General features: G+C 68.6%; 19 protein-coding genes and 1 tRNA gene. 13 read left to right on the forward strand and 7 right to left on the reverse strand.

All coding sequences use genetic code 11. From position 1 onward, the window contains the following. Positions 1-56 precede the first annotated feature (56 nt). Positions 57-836: an ABC transporter permease gene (locus ACFCYE_RS05585; protein WP_376177033.1), complete on the reverse strand. Its 780-nt coding sequence runs from the start codon at positions 834-836 to the stop codon at positions 57-59. After that, the gene (locus tag ACFCYE_RS05590; RefSeq protein ID WP_376177035.1) at positions 833-1,873 is read right to left on the reverse strand and encodes an ABC transporter ATP-binding protein; all 1,041 of its coding nucleotides are present in this window, start codon (positions 1,871-1,873) and stop codon (positions 833-835) included. The genes ACFCYE_RS05585 and ACFCYE_RS05590 overlap by 4 nt, the downstream gene beginning before the upstream one ends. Before the next feature lie 62 nt (positions 1,874-1,935). On the opposite strand from ACFCYE_RS05590, the gene ACFCYE_RS05595 reads away from it, so the two are divergent. Continuing rightward, positions 1,936-2,943, forward strand: coding sequence for a helix-turn-helix transcriptional regulator (locus ACFCYE_RS05595; protein ID WP_376177037.1), 1,008 nt, complete (start codon positions 1,936-1,938; stop codon positions 2,941-2,943). Between the two features lie 69 nt (positions 2,944-3,012). Continuing rightward, positions 3,013-3,087: transfer RNA gene (locus ACFCYE_RS05600), tRNA-Met, on the forward strand. Positions 3,088-3,113: 26 nt separating this feature from the next. Here ACFCYE_RS05600 and ACFCYE_RS05605 read toward each other — a convergent pair. Then, positions 3,114-4,295, reverse strand: coding sequence for a zinc-dependent alcohol dehydrogenase (locus ACFCYE_RS05605; protein ID WP_376177039.1), 1,182 nt, complete (start codon positions 4,293-4,295; stop codon positions 3,114-3,116). A gap of 273 nt (positions 4,296-4,568) precedes the next feature. Between ACFCYE_RS05605 and ACFCYE_RS05610 the strand changes: the two genes are divergently transcribed. After that, complete coding sequence (locus ACFCYE_RS05610; RefSeq protein WP_376177041.1) at positions 4,569-8,321, forward strand: SdrD B-like domain-containing protein; 3,753 nt, start codon at positions 4,569-4,571, stop codon at positions 8,319-8,321. Positions 8,322-8,370: 49 nt separating this feature from the next. On the opposite strand, the gene ACFCYE_RS05615 is transcribed toward ACFCYE_RS05610, so the two are convergent. Together ACFCYE_RS05615 and ACFCYE_RS05620 are read right to left on the reverse strand one after the other, a co-directional pair. Then, entirely contained in the window at positions 8,371-8,574 is a 204-nt protein-coding gene (locus tag ACFCYE_RS05615; RefSeq protein ID WP_376177043.1) for a CDGSH iron-sulfur domain-containing protein, read from the reverse strand. Continuing rightward, complete coding sequence (locus tag ACFCYE_RS05620) at positions 8,571-9,614, reverse strand: iron-containing redox enzyme family protein (protein ID WP_376177045.1); 1,044 nt, start codon at positions 9,612-9,614, stop codon at positions 8,571-8,573. Before ACFCYE_RS05620 ends, ACFCYE_RS05615 begins: the two co-directional genes overlap by 4 nt. 186 nt (positions 9,615-9,800) lie before the next feature. Here ACFCYE_RS05620 and ACFCYE_RS05625 point away from each other — a divergent pair, with 186 nt between their 5' ends. The 3 genes from ACFCYE_RS05625 to ACFCYE_RS05635 are packed head-to-tail and all read left to right on the forward strand — an operon-like array spanning position 9,801 to position 12,728. Further along, positions 9,801-10,145: a PLD nuclease N-terminal domain-containing protein gene (locus tag ACFCYE_RS05625; RefSeq protein ID WP_376177047.1), complete on the forward strand. Its 345-nt coding sequence runs from the start codon at positions 9,801-9,803 to the stop codon at positions 10,143-10,145. Continuing rightward, on the forward strand, positions 10,142-11,836 hold the full coding sequence (gene menD / locus ACFCYE_RS05630) for a 2-succinyl-5-enolpyruvyl-6-hydroxy-3-cyclohexene-1-carboxylic-acid synthase (RefSeq protein WP_376177049.1): 1,695 nt from the start codon (positions 10,142-10,144) through the stop codon (positions 11,834-11,836). Before ACFCYE_RS05625 ends, menD begins: the two co-directional genes overlap by 4 nt. A gap of 37 nt (positions 11,837-11,873) precedes the next feature. Then, complete coding sequence (locus tag ACFCYE_RS05635; protein WP_376177051.1) at positions 11,874-12,728, forward strand: PPK2 family polyphosphate kinase; 855 nt, start codon at positions 11,874-11,876, stop codon at positions 12,726-12,728. 5 nt (positions 12,729-12,733) lie between these two features. Here the strand turns inward: ACFCYE_RS05635 and ACFCYE_RS05640 are convergent, their stop codons facing one another. Beyond that, positions 12,734-13,978 (reverse strand): isochorismate synthase MenF, encoded by a 1,245-nt coding sequence (locus ACFCYE_RS05640; RefSeq protein WP_376177053.1) that lies wholly within the window; start codon positions 13,976-13,978, stop codon positions 12,734-12,736. Positions 13,979-14,035: 57 nt separating this feature from the next. Between ACFCYE_RS05640 and ACFCYE_RS05645 the strand changes: the two genes are divergently transcribed. From ACFCYE_RS05645 to ACFCYE_RS05670, 6 genes are all read left to right on the forward strand, one after another. Next, positions 14,036-14,626, forward strand: coding sequence for a DUF402 domain-containing protein (locus ACFCYE_RS05645; protein WP_376177055.1), 591 nt, complete (start codon positions 14,036-14,038; stop codon positions 14,624-14,626). 144 nt (positions 14,627-14,770) lie between these two features. Further along, positions 14,771-15,619: a class I SAM-dependent methyltransferase gene (locus ACFCYE_RS05650; protein WP_376177056.1), complete on the forward strand. Its 849-nt coding sequence runs from the start codon at positions 14,771-14,773 to the stop codon at positions 15,617-15,619. A 35-nt stretch (positions 15,620-15,654) separates the two neighbouring features. Continuing rightward, positions 15,655-16,716 (forward strand): polyprenyl synthetase family protein, encoded by a 1,062-nt coding sequence (locus ACFCYE_RS05655; protein ID WP_376177058.1) that lies wholly within the window; start codon positions 15,655-15,657, stop codon positions 16,714-16,716. A 35-nt stretch (positions 16,717-16,751) separates the two neighbouring features. Next, complete coding sequence (locus tag ACFCYE_RS05660; protein WP_376177060.1) at positions 16,752-18,122, forward strand: FAD-dependent oxidoreductase; 1,371 nt, start codon at positions 16,752-16,754, stop codon at positions 18,120-18,122. A gap of 32 nt (positions 18,123-18,154) precedes the next feature. Next, complete coding sequence (locus ACFCYE_RS05665; RefSeq protein ID WP_376177062.1) at positions 18,155-19,195, forward strand: alpha/beta hydrolase; 1,041 nt, start codon at positions 18,155-18,157, stop codon at positions 19,193-19,195. A gap of 195 nt (positions 19,196-19,390) precedes the next feature. Beyond that, complete coding sequence (locus ACFCYE_RS05670; protein WP_376177063.1) at positions 19,391-20,227, forward strand: endonuclease domain-containing protein; 837 nt, start codon at positions 19,391-19,393, stop codon at positions 20,225-20,227. A 113-nt stretch (positions 20,228-20,340) separates the two neighbouring features. On the opposite strand, the gene ACFCYE_RS05675 is transcribed toward ACFCYE_RS05670, so the two are convergent. Then, the gene (locus ACFCYE_RS05675; RefSeq protein WP_376177065.1) at positions 20,341-20,829 is read right to left on the reverse strand and encodes a YajQ family cyclic di-GMP-binding protein; all 489 of its coding nucleotides are present in this window, start codon (positions 20,827-20,829) and stop codon (positions 20,341-20,343) included. A gap of 187 nt (positions 20,830-21,016) precedes the next feature. On the opposite strand from ACFCYE_RS05675, the gene ACFCYE_RS05680 reads away from it, so the two are divergent. Continuing rightward, a complete protein-coding gene (locus ACFCYE_RS05680; protein WP_376177066.1) occupies positions 21,017-22,225 on the forward strand; it encodes an extracellular solute-binding protein in 1,209 nt (402 codons plus the stop codon). The last annotated feature ends 110 nt before the right edge of the window (positions 22,226-22,335 follow it).

Here is a 22,335-nt window from a genome sequence, read left to right on the forward strand (position 1 = left end):
AAGTCTAGGCGGCCCTCCTGTGCGGCATCCTGAGTCCGGATGCCGCACAGGCCGGCTCAACTGCTGCGACGGATCGCGCGGATGCCGACCAGCAACCCGACCACTGCCACAGCGAGGCCGGCCAGCCAGCCCCACGCGACCGCGGTGTTGCCGTAGTCGCCGGCGAACAGGGCGCGCTCGGCCTGCACGACCCAGTTGACCGGGTTCACTCCGGCCACGACGCGCATCCAGCCAGGGCCGTCATCCAGCGGCAGAAGCATCCCCGAGAGGATCAGCAGCGGGAAGATCAGCGACTGCTGCACGCCCCAGAACAGCCATTCCCTGTCCTTGGTCGCGAGCGCCAGCGCGTAGGAGAGCGAGCCGAGACCGACGCCGAAGACCGCGAGCAGGGCGAGACCGGCCAGCAGACCGAGCGGATTGATCGTGAAGCCGAACGGCCACGCGATGAGCACGATGATCAGCGCCTGCACGACGATCGGCGCGATCTCCTTCAGCGCCCGACCGATGAGCAGCGAGGAGCGTCCGAGCGGTGCGACCAGCGTCCGCTCGTGCGAACCGGTCATCATCTCGTACTGCAGATTCGACCCGGTCGCGCCCGTGCCGAACAGCACGATCATCACGAGGACGCCCGGAACGAACCACTGCAGCGTCTCGCCAGCGGGCTGGCCGGATGAGCCGATCAGCAACGGCGCGAACAGCCCGAGGAACACGAGCGGCTGCAGCAGGCTGAAGATGAGCGTGAACGGGTCGCGCAGTGTCGGCCGCAGTTCGCGGACGAGCACGTTGCGGGTGTCGCGCACGAGGTTGGCGCGGACGAGGGTGTCGGTGGCGGTCATGAGAGCGCTCCTGTCTTGATGATGGTGTCGTCGGTGGAGGAGTCCTCGTCGTCGCCGGTGGCGTCGCCGCCCTCGCCCGCCTCGCGCAGCGTGCGCCCGGTGAGGGCGAGGAAGACGTCGTCGAGGGTGGGCGGAACGCCGGTCGCCCGTCCGACGGCGATCCCGGCGGCATCCAGCTCGCGCACGATCACCGGCAGCAGTCGATCGCCGTCGGGAACCGCGAGCGCGAGCGAAGCGCCGTCCTGCGTCACCTCGCGCGGAGTGAGGCGGGCGACGATCGGCTGTGCGGCGGATGCCTGCGCGGCATCCGCGAAGCCGAAGGTGAGCACGTCGCCGGCGAGTGTCGCCTTGAGGGCATCGGCGTGGTCGTCGGCGATGATGCGGCCGCGATCCATGACCATCACCCGCTCGGCGTAGCGGTCGGCCTCCTCGAGGTAGTGCGTCGTCAGGAAGACCGTCGTGCCGTGCTGACGACGCAACTGCAGGATGTGCTCCCACAGGTTCGCCCTGCTCTGCGGGTCGAGACCCGTCGACGGCTCGTCGAGGAAGAGCAGGGGTGGTGCGTGCATGAGCCCGAGCGCGATGTCCAGCCGCCGCTTCTGACCACCGCTGAGCTGCTGCACCGTGCGCGTCGCGAACCCGCCCAGATCGAGCGATTCGATCAGTTCGTCCGCCCGACGGATGCTGTCGCGCCGCGTCATCCCGTAGAAGGCGCCCTGACTGAGCAGCTCGTCGCGGACGCGCTGGGCGAAGCTGCCGCTCGTGAGCTGTCCGACGTAACCGATCCTGGCGCGAACGCCCGCGGCATCCGTGCGGATGTCGCGTCCGACCACGCGGGCGGTGCCCGAGGTGGGCGGGATCAGCGTGGTGAGCATCCGGAGGCTGGTCGACTTGCCGGCCCCGTTGGGCCCGAGGAAGGCGACGAGCTCTCCTTTGGTCGCTGCGAAGGTGAGGTCGGTGACAGCGGCGACCTCGGCCTTCTTGACGGTGAAGACCTTCGTGAGGCCTTCGGTCTCGATGATGTGTTCGTGTGCCATGGAGCGAGAGTAGAAAATCATGCGGACAGATCCTGTCCGCATGATCTGGCAATCTTGCTGACATGACCGACACCACCTCTCGTGCACTCGCCCTGCTGAATCTGCTGCAGACGCACCGCCACTGGTCCGGTGCCGAGCTCGCCAGACGACTCGACGTCACCGAGCGCACCGTCCGACGCGACGTCGATCGGCTGCGCGAACTCGGTTACCGCGTCGAGTCCGCTCCCGGAGCAGCAGGCGGGTACCGCCTCGAAGCGGGAAGCGCCGTGCCGCCGTTGCTGCTCACGGACGACGAGGCGGTCACGATGGCGATCGGGCTGCGGGTCGCGGCGACGCAGCAGCTCGTCGGCGGCGCCGAAGTGACTCTCACGGCGCTCGCGAAGCTGGAGCAGGTGCTCCCTTCGGCGCTGCGGCGTCGGGTGAACGCGCTCGCCGGAGCCGTTCAGCCGGCGCGCATCGGCGAGGGTCCCGCCGCATCACCGGTGGTGCTCGGCGAACTCGCGCTGGCGGCGCGGGACGGCGAACGCGTGCGGTTGCGCTACATCGACGGGCAGGGGAATCAGAGCACCCGTCGCGTCGAACCGCATGTGCTGTCGCCGGCCGGACGCAAATGGTACCTGCTGTGCTGGGATCTCGACCGTGACGACTGGCGGACGTTCCGGGTGGATCGCATCGAGGACGTCGAACACACCCGCGTGCTGTTCACGAGGCGGGACATCACGGAGGAGGAGGTCGCCGAGCGCATTCTGCTCGCGACGTCGTGGTCGCCGCAGAAGATCGAAGCGGACGTCGTCATGGACCTGCCCTTCGAGCAGATGCAGGAGCACTTCGGCGTCTGGGCGCAGGGTGCCACGGCGGAGGGCGATGGGCGCACGCGCTGGCCGATCGGGGGCGGCGACTGGCGCGAGGCGCTCTACGGCATGCTCTACATCCCGGCGGGGGTCGACTTCGCCACGGACTTCCCCGAGCCGGGTCGCTCCGAGCTGCGCGAGTCGCTCGCGCGGGTGCTGAAGGCGCTGGACGCCGAGCCGCCGGTGCCGCGTCACGAGGCGTCATCCGCTGACTCATAGGGTTATCCCAGGTTGCATCCCTGGCCCCGCAGATCACGGCCGGGTAACGTCGATCGCGTTGCAAGACATCGCGGCGATCCGGGCGGTCCGGGCTCCAGTTCATACCTGAGAGCGCTGCGGGTTCGACTCCCGCCGTCGCGTCCACCTGGGTGCGAAACCCGGACCGACCGCTAAGACGCCGGGCGCAGCACGACCTTGATGCAGCCGTCCTCCTTGCGCTGGAAAGTCGAATAGAGCGCTGGCGCATCCTCGAGTGGAGCGCGATGCGTCGTGAGATCCATGACACCAAGCGGGTCCAGAGGGTCCTCGACCAAGGGCATCAGGTCATCGATCCAGCGTTTGACGTTGCACTGCCCTGTTCGCAGCGCGATCTGCTTGTCGAAGATCGTCTTCATGGGCATCAGATCCGCTTCGCCGGCGTAGACGCCGCTGAGCGACACCGTCCCGCCGCGCCGAACGAGATCGATGGCGCCGTACAGAGCGCCGAGGCGGTCGATGCCCGCTTTGTCCATGACACCGCGGGCGATGCCGTCCGGGAGCATCCCGGTCGCACGCTGAACCAGCGCGACACCGCGGTGACCGTGCGCTTCCATCCCGACAGCGTCGATGACCGAGTCCGGTCCTCTGCCGTCGGACGCGTCGCGGAGCTCGTCGATGATCGAATCGGTCAGGTCGTACGCGAGGACGCCGTGCCGCTCCGCCATGGCGCGGCGCTCCGGCACGGGGTCGATGGCGACGACGCGGTAGCCGCGATACACCGCGATCCGGGACGCGAACTGCCCGACGGGACCCAGGCCGAGAACGGCTAGCGTGCCGTCTTCGGGCACCTGCGCGTATTCGACGGCCTGCCAGGCGGTCGGGAGGATGTCGCTGAGGAAGAGATACCGCTCATCCGGCAGCGCGCCGCCCACCCGGATGTGGTTGTAGTCCGCCAGCGGCACGCGCAGGTACTCGGCCTGGCCACCCGGAACCTGGCCGTACAGCTTCGTGTAGCCGAACAGCGCCGCCCCGCTGCCGTACTCCGTCACCTGGGTGGTCTCGCACTGGGATTGCAGACCGTTGCGACACATGAAGCAGTGCCCGCAGGCGATGTTGAACGGCACCACGATCCGATCGCCGACGGCGAGCTGGGTGACCTCGTCGCCGACCTTCTCGACCACGCCCATCGATTCGTGGCCGAGGATGTCCCCTCGATCCAGGTAGGGGCCGAGCAGCTCGTACAGGTGCAGATCCGAGCCGCAGATCGCCGCCGAGGTGATGCGGATGATCGCGTCGGTCGGCTCTTGGATCACCGGCTCCGGCACGTCCTTCACCGTCACCCGCCGGGTGCCTTGCCAGGTGAGCGCTTTCACGGGTTCTCCGTCGTCGAAGTCATCGTTCGAGAGTGGCTGGTGGCTGCGCTCCGGGCGAGGCCCTTGACAGCGGCATCCGTTCCGGAGAGCGAAAGGATGCGCTTTCGCGTAATGGATCGGGGGCGGCCGAGTCTCTCCAGATGACGGGCCGCCCGAATGGCTCGTCGATCATGGTGCCGCATGACGCGGTGCCATCGCGAAGGCGCGTGATTGTCACGCGCCTTTCTGTGTGTTCGTGCGCTGTGGTGGCGTGCGTTGGGGACAAGGGGAGAAATGTCCAAGGACGATTCGGCGCGCCCTCGCGCGCGCACTTTCATGCATTGGCTGGCCGGAGTGCTGGTCGCCCTGCTCGCCGTCGGAGGCCTCAGCACTCCGGCGTTCGCGGCGGGCGGCAAGGTCTCGCTGTTCCTGGTGGACACCGGGAGCTCGCACGACGGAATGCCCGTGCTCACCGAGGGCGGGACGTACGACCTGCAGCTCGGATACGGGAGCATGGACGACGGCGCGGTGGTGGAGATCACGCTTCCGGAGGGGATCACGATCCCGGACCCGGCGCTGGTCGTACCCGCAGGGAACACCGCGATCGAGTCGCTGGCCATGAACGACGCCGGCCGCCTGGTCGTGACGTTCAGGGATCCGTTCCCCGCGGACGTCAATCAGGGTGTGCTGGATCTGCAGTTCACCGTGGACGTCGTCGAGGAGTCCGAGGTCCGCGACCTCGTCTGGGAGGTCGACGGCGAGCAGACCTCGCAGACGGTCATCGTCACGGATGCCGGTGATTCGCCCCGCGACACCACGAACGGTGCGGGCAAGTCGGTCGGTTGGGTGTCGATCCCGCACACGGTCGTCGAAGGGACGGTCGTCTTCGACGAGAGCGTCCTGGACATCGAGATCCCCTACACCGTGACGATCTCGAGCGAACAGGCCCGCGCGGTCACGCTCGCCGACACGCTCGGCGCGCACCTGGCCCTCGTGGACGGTTCGCTGGCAGGGTCCAAGGTCGTCCGCGATGAGAACGACCTCAACCCGGTCACCACGCCCCTCGATGGTCTGCCCGCCATCTCGGGCTCGACGTTCACGTATGACTTCGACGCCGAGGCCAACTCGGTCTACACCTTCACCTACAAGGCGCACATCGCGGATGCCGAGGCGCTCGCCGCCGTCCGGGATGAACTCCAGGCCGAGTACGATGCCGTCGACAAGGTCAACGGCGGGAACTATGCGATCGCCCTGACCAACGGCGCCGAGATCAACGGCGAGAAGCGCACGGCCTCGACGAGCATCAGCGGCTCGGTGAAGGGACAGGGCCGTCCGGCCACCGGCAGTGCGTTCCGCAAGAGTGCCGATCCGACAGTCGTGACGCTCGATGAGCAGCTCGCAGCGGGTGCCACCTTGACCGAGGGCGTCCCGGTGACCTACACCCTGGGAGCCGATCTGACCGTGTTCGCTGACTTCGCCGACGGGCCGTTCGCACTCGAACGGAACGTCGTGATCCGCGACACCCTGGCCGACCAGGCGTCGTGGAACACCGACGACGCCGGCTTCCTCCGCCTGACGGATGAGAACGGCGACGAGATCGCGCTGACGCCGGCATCCGATCTGTCCGGCAACGCGGAGAACGCGATCGCGGCGGACGAATACGTCCACACATACGTCATCTCCGGCCGGACGATCTACGTGAACATCGGCAAGGACACGACCAAGAGCTACACGCTCACGGCGAAGGCGACCATCGACGCCCTGCCGCAGTGGTCGGCAGGCGAGACGCAGTACGAGACCCGGTATCGCGTCGACAACACCGCCTACTTCGTCTATGCCGACGGTCGCTACGAGACCAAGGGCGCTTCGACGACTGTGACGGTGCCGAAGAACACCGACGGCGGAGTCGACGATCCGAGCAGGTTCGCCAAGACCACCAAGGGCGGCACCATCACGGTCAGCTCCGGGACTTCGGCGCTGATCCCGTACACGTTCACGATCGGACAGGGCGTCGGCGATGCGGCGACCTCGCGCATCATCGACGACATCGATCACGACGTGTTCGACGTCACGGACGAGACGCTGCCGCAGATCAGGGCGTCGATCACCGGCATGTACGACTGGAACCACCCGCTCGACGGCGACACGTTCGACGTGTCGATCGACGAGGCAGGGGATCTCGTGATCGCGCCGAACGGTTCCTTCCCCAAGAAGGCGGCGTGGGGTGCATCGGCGTCCGCCCCGTACACCGGGACGTGGACCATCACGATCTCGCTTCCGACGCACGTCCTGCAGGGCAAGCAGACGCTCGACGTCGTGAACTCCGCGCGCTACGAGGGCGCCGATCAGGAGATCGTGTTCATCTCTGACACGAGCACGACGGCCACCAGCTACGGCAACGAGATGGAGGTGCGCAAGCGCGTCTACGACGCGTCTTCCGGGACCTTCACCTCGAACCTGCGGGTCGAGACGGACGACGCAGGCGCGCTGGTGGAGGACGAATTCATCTACCGCGTCGAGCTGATGCCGCACGGCACGTTCGCGAACATGGTCGAGGACGTGGTCGACGATCTGCCCGAGGGTGTCGAGTTCGTCGGATTCGTGGATGACGTCGCGTCCGGCTCGACGATCCAGGGATCGGCCTACGCGATCCCCGGTTCGAAGCTCGTCGCGTCATACGACGCGGATGCCGAGACCGTGACGGTCGAACGCGGTCGCGTGACACCGGGTGAGACGGTCGCGCTGCACTTCAAGGTGCGCATCGTCGAGCACGAGCCGAACATGGGCATCACGAATGTGATCGGTGCGGCAGGAGCGACCATCACGCCGACGAACGACTACCCGCTCAGCCTGCTCAAGCGCGACAGCACGAACGCGGCGAAGATGATCACGGATGCCGGTGCACGGTTCTCCGTGCTCGCGGCGGATCAGAGCACGGTCGTGCTGGGCGGCCTGCGGGTCGCAGACGGCAAGATCGTCACGGCGGACGGGGCGACCCCGGTCGTCGCAGAGCCCGGCGTCTACTGGTTGCGTGAGGACGTCGCCCCGGCGGGATACGAGAAGGCTGCCGAGCTGAGCCGGATCGCGGTCGGCGAGGACGGCGGCTCGGCCGATGTCGTGCTGTTCAACACTCCTGGTGAGACCGTCGAACCCGATCGCACGTACGCCATCGGCGACGTCGTCTGGATCGATGCGGACAAGGACGGCACCCAGGACGACGCCGAGCAGGTGCTGCCCGGCGTGACGGTCGAGCTCATCCGCGACGGAGAGGTGATCGGCACGACCACGACGGACGATCGCGGACGCTACATGTTCGACGAGCTGCCGGCGGGCGAGTACCAGGTGAAGTTCACCCTCACCGACGAGCAGAAGGAGGTCTACACCTTCACCACGGCGGATGCCGGCGATGACGATGCTGCGGACTCCGACGCCGACCCGGCGACCGGTCTGACGACCACGATCGTGCTCGGCGAGGACAACACGCGCCTCACTCTCGACTACCCGTGGGGCGAGGTCAGGGCGACCGAGGGCATCGACCCGACGTGGGATGCCGGAGTGATCGTGCGTGACGTGGATCCCGTGGATCCGGTGGATCCCGTTGATCCGGTGGATCCGGTGGATCCGGTGGACCCGGTGGACCCGGTGGACCCGGTGGATCCCGTGGACCCGGTGGACCCGGTGGACCCGGTGGATCCGGTTGATCCGGTGGATCCGGTCGATCCGGTGGATCCGGTGGACCCGGTGGATCCGGTGGATCCGGTGGATCCGGTGGACCCGGTGGATCCGGTGGACCCGGTGGATCCGGTCGAGCCCGTGGAACCGGTCGATCCGGTGGACCCGGCGCAGCCGACGGACCCGTCGACGCCCGAGCAGCCCTCTCCGGATCCGTCCGGGAACGCGGCCGGCGACCCGGCCCACCCGGGTACACCCGGCGTGAACGAGCTGCCGCGCACCGGCGGTTCGCTCCCGCTGGGCCTGGCCGCGACGGCGCTCGTGCTGCTGTTCGCGGGTGGCGCAGTGCTGTTCTGGAGGCGCCGCAGGGCCTGAAGCGGACGATCGGGACGGCGCGAACGCGCCGTCCCGATCTGGCCGGCCCTCAGTCCCCCTCGGTCCGGAAGCCGGCCGCTTTGTGCGTCCCGTCGCAGAACGGTTTGATCGCAGACAGACCGCAACGGCACAGGGCGACAGTGCGGCGGTTGCGCTGCACGGGTTCGCCGTCCGGAGTGCGCAGATCGACGTCTCCGCGAACGAGCAGCGGACCGTCCGGGTACGGCGTGATGCTCACGCGCTCGCCGATCATGATCTCGCCTTCCCCCGCAGCGAGGATTCGCCGCGCGCCCAGGCATCCAGCATGTGCTCACCGGCCCAGCCGTCCACGGCCAGGCAGGCCGCGGCGCCGAACATGATGTCCGCCAGCAGTTCGGGTCGGTCCTCGGCGAGGGCCCCGGCCAGGTCGCGGGCGGCGATCTGCTCGTGAACGGCATCCGCTTCGACGTGCTCGTCGAAGTAATCGGTCACGTCTTCGCCGAAGCCGAGTCGGCGCAGGCCGTCGGCGTACATGCGGCTCGGGATCGACGAGGTCATCTCGAACGCGGCGAGGTGACCGACGATCGCGCCGAGCAGACGCCGGTTGAGGCCGAACATCGACATCATGTTGAGCGAGGCGAGCGTGATCGCGGGGACGTCGTCGACGTATGCCGCGTAGGTGTCATCCAGCCCGACCCCGCGCATGGCGGCGGCGAAGATCGTCGCGTGCACGCGATCGGGGCGTCCGCCGCCGTACTCGTCCGCCTGGATCTCGACCAGGGCGGCCTTCGCCCGTCCGTGCAGGCGCGGGATGGCCCAGGAGTGCGGATCCGCTTCGCGCAGCGTGTACACGGAGCGCTGGATGAAGAACTCCCTGGCCTGCTCCGGCGTCGCCGTCCTCGCGAGGTGGCGCGCCACACTCGGCCCGGAGTCCGCGGCTGTCAGCGCGAACAGCGACCGTGCGACGGCGTCAGCGGTGTGTGCAGGCGGGTCCGGCTGCGGAACCTGCGCTCGCAGGGCCTGCTCGAACCGCTCCTCGAGCATTCGCCGCGTGCTGATCAGCTCCGGATCCCACTCGTCGTCCGCCGAGAACGAATCGATCGAGCCGTAGGACGAGGCGTACAGCGCGAACAGGGCCAGCTGGATGTCGTCGTCGCGGACGATATCCGCGGTCTGCGCGAGTGCCATGGCGGCCAGCGCGCCAGGATCGCCGTCCGCCGCACCGCCGCAGAGATGCCGCAGCACGGCTTCGCTGAGCGGACCGCGGCCGGCGAACGGGAGGCGGACGTCGGGAGCGACAGCGGTGAGCGACACGTTGAACTCCGATCCTGAGGGCGATCGGTCGGACCCGATCCTGATGTCTTCGCAGTCTGCCTTCATGTGACGACCGCGGGAACCGCCTTGACCGGAAGCAACCAGACGGTCTATGGCATGGCCGCTCCCCAGGCGCGGGGCGCCTTCGTGGGGCCGACGTGCAGACAACCGGCCTAGACTGAGGGCGTGGTTCGACTGTTGTTCATCGGAGGCCTGCTGGCACTCGTTTTCTGGGTGTTCAGCATCGTCGACTGCGCCGTGCAGCCGGCGACGCGGCACCGTGGTGTGTCCAAGGGCGTCTGGATCGCGATCGTGGTCCTGATTCCCGTCATCGGCGGCATCCTCTGGTTCACGATCGGGCGCTTCCGCGCGGGCGGCAAGAGTGCACCACGCTACGTCGCCCCGGACGACGACCCCGAGTTCCTGCGCAGCATCAGCAAGACCGAGCAGGATGACCGCATCCGACGTCTCGAAGAGGAACTCGCCCGCTTGGACGACGAGAACGACGGCCCGGCGGAACCGCGGTCGTGACCGCCTCTCCGGCGACCCAAGCCGCGGCGTCCCTGATCGCCTCGATCGTCGCGCACGGTGTGCGCGACGTCGTGCTCTCTCCGGGTTCTCGCTCGCAGGCGCTCGCGCTCGCCGCGACGCACTTCGCCGGACACGGGGCGTTGCGCGTGCACGTCCGGATCGATGAGCGAGTCGCCGGTTTCACCGCCCTCGGCATCGCCCGCGAACAGCGCACACCCGTTGCCGTCATCTGCACCTCGGGCACCGCGGTCGCGAACCTGCTGCCCGCGACCATGGAGGCTTTCCACGCGGGAGTTCCCCTGCTGCTGCTGACCGCTGACCGTCCGCCGGAGCTGCGTGGAGTGGGCGCGAATCAGGCGACCATCCAACCCGGCATGTTCGAGCCGTTCGCACGGCTCAGCGTCGATGCGCCGGTCCCCGGTGACGACGGCGGTTTCGACTGGGCGGCTCTCGGCGAGCGTGCCGTATCGATCGCGCTGGGCGAGGTGGACTCATCCACCCGGGCGGCCACGGCACCGATCATGGGCGTCGCGGGCCCGGTTCATCTCAACCTCCCTTCGCGGGAGCCGCTGTCCGCAGCGCTCTCGTCGTCGGTGACGGCGACGCCGGGGTCGACCCCCCGCACGGCCCCGATGCCGCCGCTGACAGTGCACCACGGACCACGGACGCTGGTCGTCGCCGGCGCTGATGCGGGCACGGAGGCCGAGGCCGTCGCGCACGCAGGCGCGTGGCCGCTCGTGGCCGAGATCGTCAGCGGGGCGCGTTTCGGACGCAACCTCGTGCACGGCTACCGCGAACTGCTGCGGGACGAATCGCTCGGCGGGCGCATCGAGCGAGTGATCGTGTTCGGCCACCCGACGCTCAGCCGCGAGGTGACGGCACTGCTGCGCCGCGCCGACCTGGAGATCGTCGCGGTGCGTTCCGGCGGAGAGGCGCTGAATCTCAATCGGCGGACGACGCCAGCGGCATCCGTCGTGGTCGCCCACGGAGAGACCGACCGAGCCTGGCTCGGTGCCTGGCGGGCCGCGTCGACCGCGGCATCCATCGACCTGACCGACCAGGCCCCGGATACCGAGGGCCTGCTGTCGGCCGATGCCGCGACCAGACGCGATGCGGTCAGCGCCGAGCTCGCAGCCCTGCGTCGACCGCTGGATCGGGCACTGCTCGCGGATGCCGTGTGGCGGGCGACCTGGCCGCACGACCGTCTCCTGTTCGGATCCTCCCGCCTGGTCCGCGTCGCGGACGCCGTGCTGGCGGGCAAGAAGGTCCCGGTGCACGCCAACCGCGGATTGGCCGGCATCGACGGCACCATCGCCACGGCGATGGGCGTCGCGATCGCGAGCCAGGCGGCCGGGGCACCGGGCACCACCCGTGTGCTGCTCGGTGACCTCACGCTTCTGCACGACGTCGGCTCTCTGCTGCTTCCTCCCGACGAGGTCGAACCGCGCCTGCAGGTGATCGTCGGCAACGACGGCGGCGGCACGATCTTCGATTCGCTCGAGGTGGCATCCGAGGCGCCGGATGCGGATCTCGACCGCGCCTTCTACACCCCGCACATGGTGGCGCTCGAGCACCTCGCACGCGCCTATGGCTGGGAGTACCAGCGGGTCACGACCCGGTCGGCTCTGGACCAGGCGCTGACGAGCCCGGTGGGCGGACGTCAGCTCATCGAGGTTCCTCTCGCTCGTTGATCTCCCCGAAGTCGTCGCGGTCGGGCATCATGGCCCCATGAGCAAACACGGCTGGCACGCCGACGCGTCCGAGATCCTGCGGGTGGGCGAGGGCTTCCGCCTCGCGGACATCGACCCGGCCACCACGCCCGGCTATCAGGGCGACAAGCGGCGCGGTCAGAAGGATCTCGCCACGCGCGTGCACGACCTCGACGAACTGCAGGAGCGTCTGTGGGCCGAGAGCCGGGCGGATGAGACGACGGATGCCGTCCTGCTCGTGCTGCAGGCGATGGACTCCGCGGGCAAGGGCGGCATCGTCCGGCACGTCGTCGGCGGCGTCGACCCGCAGGGCGTCGAACTCGCGGCGTTCAAGGCACCGACCGACGAGGAGCGCGCACAGGACTTCCTGTGGCGCATCGAGAAGCGGCTGCCCGCTCCCGGTTACATCGGCGTCTTCGACCGTTCGCACTACGAGGACGTGCTGATCGGCAAGGTCCGTGCTCTTGCGGATGCCGCGGAGATCGAGCGCCGCTACGACGCGATCAACGAGTTCGAGGCGCGGGTCGCCGCCACGGGCACCAGGATCATCAAGGTCATGCTGCACATCTCGCCGCAGGAGCAGACGGAGCGGCTCATGGAGCGGCTCGATCGCCCGGACAAGCACTGGAAGTACAACCCCGGCGACGTCGACGAGCGGATGCTGTGGCCCGACTACATGGACGCCTACCAGAGGGTCTTCGACCGGACTTCGACGGATGCCGCACCCTGGTACGTGGTTCCGGCCGATCACAAGTGGTACGCGCGCCTCGCGGTGCAGGAGCTTCTGCTCGCGGCGCTGAAGGACATCGACCCGCAGTGGCCAGTGGCCGACTTCGACGTGGCGGCCGAGAAGGCGCGGCTCGCGGCGAGCTGAGCGCCCTACGCCAGCGCGTCGACGAGCGGGCGGAACTTCACCCGTGTCTCGAGCAGCTCCGTCTCCGGATCGCTGCCCGCGACGATCCCCGCGCCGGCGTACGCGGTCACGGCGATCGCGGCATCCGCTTCGGCATCGGTCGTGAACTGGGCGCAGCGCAGGGCGATGGCCCACTCGCCGTCGCCTGAGGCATCCACCCAGCCGACCGGGCCGGCGTAGCGCCCGCGATCGAACGGCTCGAGCTCGCGGATGGCGGCGATCGCGACATCCGTCGGGGTCCCGGCCACGGCCGCGGTCGGATGCAGTGCGCCGACGAGATCCAGCGCCGACTCCCCATCGGCCAACTCGCCCTCGACGTCGGTGGCGAGGTGGAACAGGTTGGGGAGCTTCAGCAGGAAGGGCTGTTCGCTCGCCGCCATCGCGCGCACGTGCGGGCGCAGCGCGACCAGCAGGCTCTGCACGGCGTACTGATGCTCGTCGAGATCCTTCGTGCTGGAGGCGAGGGATGCCGAGGCGACCGTGTCGGCATCCGGATCCGCCCCGCGGCCGATCGTTCCGGCGAGCACGCGCGCGGTCACGGTGCCGTGCTGCGCGGTGACGAGCGTCTCAGGGCTCGCGCCGATGAGGCCGTCGACGGCGAACGTCCAGGTGTCGGGGTAGCCGGTCGAGAGGGCGCGGACGAGGCGCCGCAGGTCGGAGCCGGCCGGGATCGTCCCTGCCAGATCGCGGGCGAGGACGACCTTGCTGAGCTCTCCGTCGGCGATGCGGCTCAGCGCGGCGCCCACCGACGCCTGATACCCCTCCGGCGTCTGCGCGCCGGGGCCGACGGTGCCGGCCCAGTGCGGACCGTACTCGCGCTCGACGAGGGGTGCTTCGGCGTCGATGCGCGTGATCCAGCTGCGTCCGTGGCGCTTGCCGACGATGACCGACGGGACGATCAGGACGCTGTCGGCGGCCGATTCCTCGTCGAAGGTGAGCGTTCCGAACGCGATGAGTCCTGAGCCGGGGAGGTTCACCGCGTCGTCGATCTCGGCCTCCGCGCAGAGCGCGCGCCATGCCTCGGCGATGACCGCGGCGCGGGAGGGCCCCTCGCCGGCGGCCACCCGGATCACGGCGGCGATACCGGACCCTGCCGCGACGAATCCGTCGCCGCGGCGCAGCCAGGCGAGGGGAGAGGCGGGGTCGGCATAGGCCAGCAGATCCTCGACCGGTTCGATCTCGCGGGTCTGCACGACCAGGCTGTTGCTCACCCCTCCAGGATATGACCGTCCGGGGTGCCGAGCGGGACCGCGGCATAGGCTGGCACGATGAGTGAACGCCCCGCACCCGGCACCGAGATGATCTTCCAGTGGCGCAAGTGGGACGGATCGCCGCACTGGCGCCACGAGTGCGTGTACCTCGGATCGGATGCCTGGGGAGACTGGGTCGGCCAGCCCGTCGGATTCCACAGTTCGCGCCCCGGCGCGGCCTTCGATGCGGACGTCCCGAACGTCACGCTGGTCCCGGCCGTGGATCATGCGGGCCAGCGCGACAAGGTCACCCTGCTTCCGCCGTCGTCGGAGTACGCGCTCACGGTCAATCGCGACCACCCCCGTGGCCTCCGCATCTACATCGACATCGCGTGGGACGTCCGGTGGGAGACCCCGCTGCTCGCCACCGCCATCGACATGGACCTCGACGTCATCCGCCGCACGAACGAGCAGGGCACGTACGTCGACGACCGCGATGAGTGGGCCGAGCACAGCGTCCGATACGGGTACCCCGCGGATGTGATGACGCGTCTGGAAGCGCTGACCCTCGATCTCGAGGACCGCGTGCGCCGACAGGTCGCTCCGTTCGACGACGCCACAGGGGATGCCTGGCTCGACCGGCTCGTGGCCCTCGGCCTCGACCGCTGAGGGCACGAGGGCGGACTGTCGCGAGTGCAGATGCACGACGCGGGAACGGATGCACGGTGGATTCGCCGGTTCGGTCGTGCAGGTGTTCCCGCGTCGTGCAACTGTCCCGAGTCGTCCCGGACGCACCGCCATAGACTGGACCTCGTGACTGAGCCCAATCGCGCCGATCTCGGCAAGGACCCGTCGCGCGTCAGCGGCATGTTCGATCAGGTCGCGGCGGGATACGACCGCACGAACGTCGTGATGACATTCGGCAACGACGCGCTCTGGCGCGCGGCATCCACTCGGGCGGTCGCGCCGAAGCCGGGGGAGCGCATCCTCGACCTCGGGGCCGGAACGGCGTCGTCTTCGGCATCCCTCGCCCGCAGCGGAGCCGAGGTCGTCGCGGCCGACTTCTCGCCGGGGATGCTCGCGGAGGGCCGCCGTCGCCACGGACACCTGCCGAACCTGTCGTTCGTCGAGGCCGACGCCATGAACCTGCCGTTCGAGGATGCCGAGTTCGACGCCGTCACGATGTCCTACAGCCTGCGCAACGTGCAGGATCCGAAGAAGGCGATCCGCGAGCTGTACCGGGTGACCAAGCCCGGTGGTCGGATCCTCATCAACGAGTTCTCCACGCCGCCGAACCCGGTCTTCCGCGTGCTCTACCGCTTCTACAACGCGCAGGTCCTGCCGCGTGTGGCGCGACTGGCCGGGACGAACAGCGAGGCGTACGACTACCTGAACGAGTCGATCCGCGACTGGCCTGACCAGAAGGCGCTCGCCGCCTGGATCCGTGACGCCGGCTGGATCGACGTCGCCCACCGCAACCTCAGTCTCGGCATCGTCGCGCTGCACCGCGCGACCAAGCCGAAGTCCGCGGTGCCCGAAGCCAAGCCCGAGACCAGACCGGCCGCCAGGCCGAAGGCCAAGCCAGCCGCCAGGCCGAAGACCAAGCCGGCCGCCAAGCCGAAGGCCAAGCCCGAGCCGACCTCCGAAACCGAGAACGACTGACCGATCGACCCGGACGGTACGGGTAGGCTGACAACGTGACTTCGAGCCCCACCGCTCCGGGTTCGCGCCTGGCGAGCCGACTCGGCTTCAGCGACCGCGTCTTCATCGGCCCTGCGGCCCGGCGCGTCGCGCGGGAGATCGAAGACGGCCTCGAACTGGTCGAAGAGGGCCTCGCCGTCGACCTCCGCGTCGCGGACTCCGTGGCGGATGCCGCGAGCCGCTACCTCCTGGAAGCCGGCGGCAAGCGGGTGCGCCCCGTGCTGACGCTGCTGACCGCGCAGCTCGGCGACGGCAACACCACGGCGGTCATCGACATCGCCAAGGCGCTGGAGATGACGCACCTCGGCTCGCTGTATCACGACGACGTCATGGACGGCGCCGACCGCCGCCGCGGGGTGCCCGCCGCGCACGCGGTGTGGGGCAACAGCGTGGCGATCCTCACCGGAGACATCCTGTTCTCCCGTGCCAGCCAGCTCATGGCGAAGTACGGCGACCGTGCCATCCGCCTCCAGGCCGACACCTTCGAGCGCCTGGTCCTCGGGCAGCTGCACGAAACGGTCGGCGCGCAGCCGGGCGATGACCCGATCGAGTTCTACATCCAGGTGCTCGCCGACAAGACCGGATCCCTGATCGCTGCGGCGACGCAGGCCGGTGCGCTGTTCTCGAACGCTCCGGAGGAGTACCACGAGCCCCTGCGGATCTACGGCGAGAAGGTGGGCGTCGCCTTCCAGCTCATCGACGACGTGATCGACCTCTCGGCCAAGCCGGAGGACACCGGCAAGGTCCCCGGCACCGACCTCCGTGCCGGAGTGCCGACGATGCCCTACCTCCTGCTCAAGGCGAGAGAGGATGCCGAGGCGCAGTCCCTCGCGGCCCGCATCGACGACGGCGTCGCCCGCATCGCGGAGGGCGCCGACCCGAGCATCCTGGATCAGGCTCTGGCCGAGCTGCGCGACCATGCCGTCACGCAGCAGACACTCGAACTCGCCCGCACGTGGACGAGCGACGCGATCGCCGTGCTCGCTCCGCTCCCGAAGGGCACCGTGCGCGAGGCGCTGACGCGTTTCGCCGATACCCTCGCCGACCGCAGCAGCTGACGCTCGCCGGTCGCCGCAGCATCCGAAAGGGAAACATGACCAAGCTCAGGCTGGCCATCGTCGGGGCAGGCCCCGCAGGCATCTACGCTGCGGACATCCTGCTCAAGACCGAGCGCTCGTTCGACGTGTCCATCGATCTGTTCGAGCAGCTCCCCGCACCGTACGGGCTGGTGCGCTACGGCGTCGCGCCCGATCATCCGCGCATCAAGGGTGTCATCAACGCGCTCCGGGACGTGCTCGACCGCGGTGACATACGCATCTTCGGCAACGTCCGCTTCGGTGAGGACATCACCCTCGCCGACCTGAAGAAGCACTACAACGCGGTCATCTTCGCCACCGGTGCGATCCGCGACACGACCCTGGACATCCCGGGTGTCGACGCGGAAGGGTCGTTCGGAGCCGCCGACTTCGTCAGCTGGTTCGACGGGCACCCGGACGTGCCGCGCGACTGGACGCTGGATGCCGAGTCGGTGGCGGTGCTCGGCAACGGCAACGTCGCCCTCGATGTGGCGCGCATCCTCGCCAAGCACGCCGAGGATCTGCTGCCCACCGAGATCCCGGACAACGTCCACGCGGGGCTCGAGGCATCGAAGGTCACCGACGTCCACGTCTTCGGCCGTCGCGGACCAGCGCAGGTGAAATTCACGCCGCTCGAGCTGCGCGAGCTCGGCGAGCTGCGCGACGTCGACATGGTCGTGTACGACGAGGACTTCGACTACGACGAGGCATCCAAGGCCGCCGTCGCCAGCAACAAGCAGGTCAAGGTCATCGACCGAGTCCTGCAGCAGTGGCGCACCCGACCGGGCGCGAACAACGCCGGCGGCGAGGCATCCCGGCGTCTGCACCTGCACTTCTGGTCCCGCCCTCTGGAGATCAAGAAGGACGCCGATGGCCGCGTGGCAGCCATCGTCTACGAGCGCACCCAGCCGGACGGCTCCGGCGGAGTCCAGGGCACCGGCGAGATGCGCGAGGTCGCGATCGGCCAGCTGTACCGCGCGATCGGCTATTTCGGATCGCCCTTGAAGGACGTGCCGTTCGACAAGAAGCACGGCGTGATCCCGAACCACGAGGGGCAGGTGCTCGCGAAGGACTCGAACGAGCGCGTCCCCGGCGTGTACGCGACCGGATGGATCAAGCGCGGACCGGTGGGCCTGATCGGGCACACGAAGTCCGATGCCATGGAGACGGTCCAGCACCTCGTCAACGACCAGGGCTCGTGGTGGCACCCGGAGGACCCATCCGAGGAGGCGATCCCGGAGCTGCTCGCTTCGCGGAACGTCGCCTGGACGGATCTCGACGGCTGGCACCGCCTCGACCAGCATGAGATCGCGCTGGGCGCTCCGCACGACCGTGCGCGCATCAAGGTCGTCGCGCGCGACGAGATGGTGCGGATCTCCCGCGACTGAGCGCCGATGCGCCCGCTGGGTACTCTGGGCACATGACCGACTGGGCCCCAGACATCCTCGGCGACGAGTTCGAGCAGCTGACGCTGCCGCTCGGGTCGGATGCCGAGGGCGAGGTCGTCGCGACCCTCGTGCGCGCGCTGCCCTCGCCGCCGCCGGAGGAGCCGAGCGGGTGGGATCGGTTCATGCGCCGGCTGCGCGGGCAGCCCGTCTCGGCGCCGATTCCCGATCTCGCGGATGTCGACGTGCTGTACGTGCACGGCTGGTCGGACTACTTCTTCCAGAAGCGTCTGGCCCGGTTCTGGACACGGCGCGGCGCGCGCTTCTTCGCGCTGGACCTGCGCAAGTACGGCCGCAGCCTGCGCCCTGGGCAGACGCCCGGTTACATCGCCGATCTCGCCAAGTACGACGAGGACATCGGGGCGGCTCTGGACGCGATGACGGATGCCACAGCATCCGGTCGTCGCCTGGTGCTGTTCGGGCATTCCACCGGCGGGCTGATCCTGAGCCTGTGGGCGTCCCGCAACCCAGGGCTCGCGTCGGCAGTGATCCTGAACTCGCCGTGGCTGGAGTTCCAGCTCGGACCGATGCGACAGGCGATCGCTCCGATGGTCGGCTGGGGTGCGCGGGTCAGGCCGCTGGATGCCGTGCCGCAGGTCGACCTCGGCTTCTACACGCGGGCGCAGGCCGAGGCGGCTGACCCGGATGATCCGGTCGAGGTGAATCTCACGTGGCGCCCGGAGGTGACGATGCCGGTGCATACCGGGTGGCTGCACGCGATTCTCGCCGGGCACGCGAAGGTCGCTGCGGGCCTCGCGATCGACGCGCCGGTGTGCGTGCTTCTGTCGGCACGAACCGCCGTTCCCACGCGCTGGTCGGAGGAATTGACGCGGGCCGACACGGTCCTCGTGGTCGACGACATCGCCAGGGCCGCGCTCAAACTCGGGCCCTCAGTGACGGTCGAACGCATCGACGGGGCGCTGCACGACGTGTTCCTGTCGCGGCATGACGCGCGCGAGGATGCCTATCGACGACTGGACCGGTGGGTCACGGGGTGGGTGGCGAGCAGTCGTTGACGTCGTCCCACCCGGACGAATCACGGATCCGGTGACGAATGTCGGTCCGATTCACCGGATTGATCCGTGATTCGTCATCGGATCCGTGAAACGTCGCCGACCACTTGCCCTGCACAGTCTCGAGTCAGGGGAAAGTTGTCCACATATGCGGGATTCGTCGGCTGACGGAGCCGGTGCTGTCGCAAGGTGGTCGACATGCTCTCGGCAAACGACACCATCACGCGGCTCGGCGGGCTCGCCCGCGGATCGACCCTTCAGCAGCTGGGCTTCACTCGGCAGGCGCTCGCGCGAGAAGCGGAGCGCGGAAACATCCACCGCATCCGAAACGGCGTCTTCGCGACGACCGCGTTGAACGAAGACGTGAGGACGGCGATCGAGCACGGTGGAAGCCTGACGTGCGCCAGCCTCCTGCGCACCCAGGGCGTGTGGGTCCTTCCGCGACCGGACGGAGTTCATGTCTGGATGCCGGCGAAGCGGCATCCGCTCCCGCACGCGGACTGCGGCTGCGTGTCGCACTACTTCCAGGGGACGCCGCCCCTCGGCGAGACCTCTGTCGAGACGGCACTGCGGCATCTGCGCCGGTGTGCGGGTGACGAGGCGTTCTTCGCGGCGTACGAGTCCGCGTGGCGGCAGGGCCGCCTTCCCCGAGCGGCGCGCGCCCGGATCCGCTCCGCTCTGCCGAGGACCGCGCGCTGGCTCGTCGACATCGCCCGCTCCGACGCCGACAGCGGCCTGGAATCCCTGCTGCGATTGCGATTCCACCTGCTCGGCATCCGGCTCGACTGCCAGGTCTCGATCGACGGCGTCGGCAGGGTCGACTTCGTCGTCGCGGGGCGCCTGATCATCGAGGCGGACGGGGAGGAGAACCACGGTTCTGTCGCGAAGCGGCATCATGATCGGGTGCGGGACGCCGCAGCATCCCGGCTCGGGTATGAGACCCTCCGGTTCGACTATGCCCAGATCGTGCATGACTGGGCCGCCGTCCAGGCCGCGATCGTCGCTGCACTCCGACGACTGCGCGTCATTCGGTGACGATTGACGGATGCTGTGACGATTGACGGATCAAACCGGTGAATCGGTCCGTGATCCGTCACAGGGTCCGTGAAACGTCACGGGTTCACGGCACCCGCCGGCCGAACCCTGCCTTACCGGTAGTTGATGAACTGCAGGTCGACCTCGAGGTCGGACCCCTTGAGCAGCGCGATCACGGACTGCAGGTCGTCGCGGCTCTTGGACTGCACGCGCAGCTCGTCGCCCTGGATCTGGCTCTTCACGCCCTTCGGGCCCTCGTCGCGGATGATCTTGCTGATCTTCTTCGCGTTCTCGGAGGAGATCCCGTCCTTGAGCGACGAGACGATCCGGTACTCCTTGCCGCTCGCGAACGGCTCGCCGGCGTCGAGGCTCTTCAGAGAGATGCCGCGCTTGATGAGCTTGGACTGGAAGACATCCAGCACGGCCTTCGCGCGCTCTTCGGAGTTGGCCTTGATGAGGATCTGCTCGCCGCTCCACGCGATCGAGGCGTCGGTGCCCTTGAAGTCGTAGCGCTGCTCGACCTCCTTGCGGGCCTGGTTCAGAGCGTTCTCTGCCTCCTGGTGGTCGACCTTGGAGACGATGTCAAAGGAGCTGTCAGCCATACAGGCAGTGTAGCGATCCTGCCGATTCGATGAACTTTTGGAAACGCTTTCAGTCCACCTGGACGCGGTTCGCACGGTCACAGGTTGGTATCACCCCGCTGAGCCGTTGCAATTCGAGGTGTTCTCGTTGCATACTGTAAGCGCTTGCAGTCCTGCAGGTCATCAGCACTCAGAGAGGCACACACCAATGAAGGTGAACAAGAGGGGCATCGTCGCCGCGGGCGTCATCGCCATGGTTTCCACGCTGACGCTGGCCGGTTGCGCGAGCGGCGGCACCAGTGAAGAGGGCTCAGGCGAAGAGGGCACGGGAACGCTGACGGTGTGGGTGGATGCCGAACGCGTCGACGCACTGGCCGGAGCGGCCGAGGCCTACGAGGAGAAGACCGGCGTCAAGGTCGAGATCGTCTCCAAGGACGTCGACACGATCAAGGACGACTTCATCCAGCAGGTTCCGACCGGCAAGGGCCCCGACATCACCATGGGCGCGCACGACTGGCTCGGCGAGCTCTCCACCAACGGTGTGGTGGCGCCCCTCGAGCTCGGTGACTCCGCCGAGGACTACCTCCCCGTCGCGCTCCAGGCCTCCACCTACGACGGCACCGCCTACATGCTTCCGTACGCGGTCGAGAACATCGCGATCCTGCGCAACACCGAGCTGGTCCCCGAGCCGGCGACGAGCTGGGACGACATGATCGCCAAGGGCAAGTTCGTCGTGGAGCAGGGCGCCGAGGGCAACCCGTACCACCTGTACCCGTACCAGACCGCTTTCGGCGCTCCGGTGTTCGGCACTGACGAGTCCGGCAGCTACGACTCGACCGACCTGCAGCTCGGCAGCGAGGGCGGCTTCGCCTTCGCCAGCTGGCTCGGCGCTCAGGGCGCGGCCGGCAACTTCAACACCGACATCGACGGCGAGATCGCCAAGCAGCAGTTCCTCGACGGCACGGCCGCCTTCTGGCTGACCGGCCCGTGGAACGTCGGCGCAGCGGTCGACGGCGGCATTCAGGTCGCGATCGACCCGATCCCCAGCCCGACCGCTGAGGTGGCATCGCCGTTCGCCGGCGTGAAGGGCTTCTTCGTCAGCTCGCAGTCCGAGAACAAGGTCGCAGCGAACGACTTCCTGGTGAACTACATCGGCACCGAGGACGTCCAGCTCGAGCTGTTCGAGACCGGCAACATCCTGCCGGCTCTGACGGCAGCAGCGGATGCCGCGGCATCCGACCCGATCATCGCCGGCTTCCAGGCCGTCGGTGAAGAGGCTGTGCCGATGCCCGCCATCCCGGCCATGGGCTCGGTGTGGCAGTACTGGGGCATTGCGGAGGCCGCGATCATCAACGGCGAAGACCCGACCGCGACGTGGCAGAAGCTCGTCGACGACGTCACCGCCGCCATCAAGTAACGAAGTGCAACCCCGTCGGGGGGGGGGGCACCGGCCCCCCCCCCCCGGGAACCCCCGGGCGACCAAAAGATGAACCACCAGGCCCAACCGGCCCCCCCCCCCCCCCCCCC

This window comes from Microbacterium sp. NPDC056234, from assembly GCF_042267585.1.
Classification (GTDB): Bacteria; Actinomycetota; Actinomycetes; order Actinomycetales; family Microbacteriaceae; genus Microbacterium.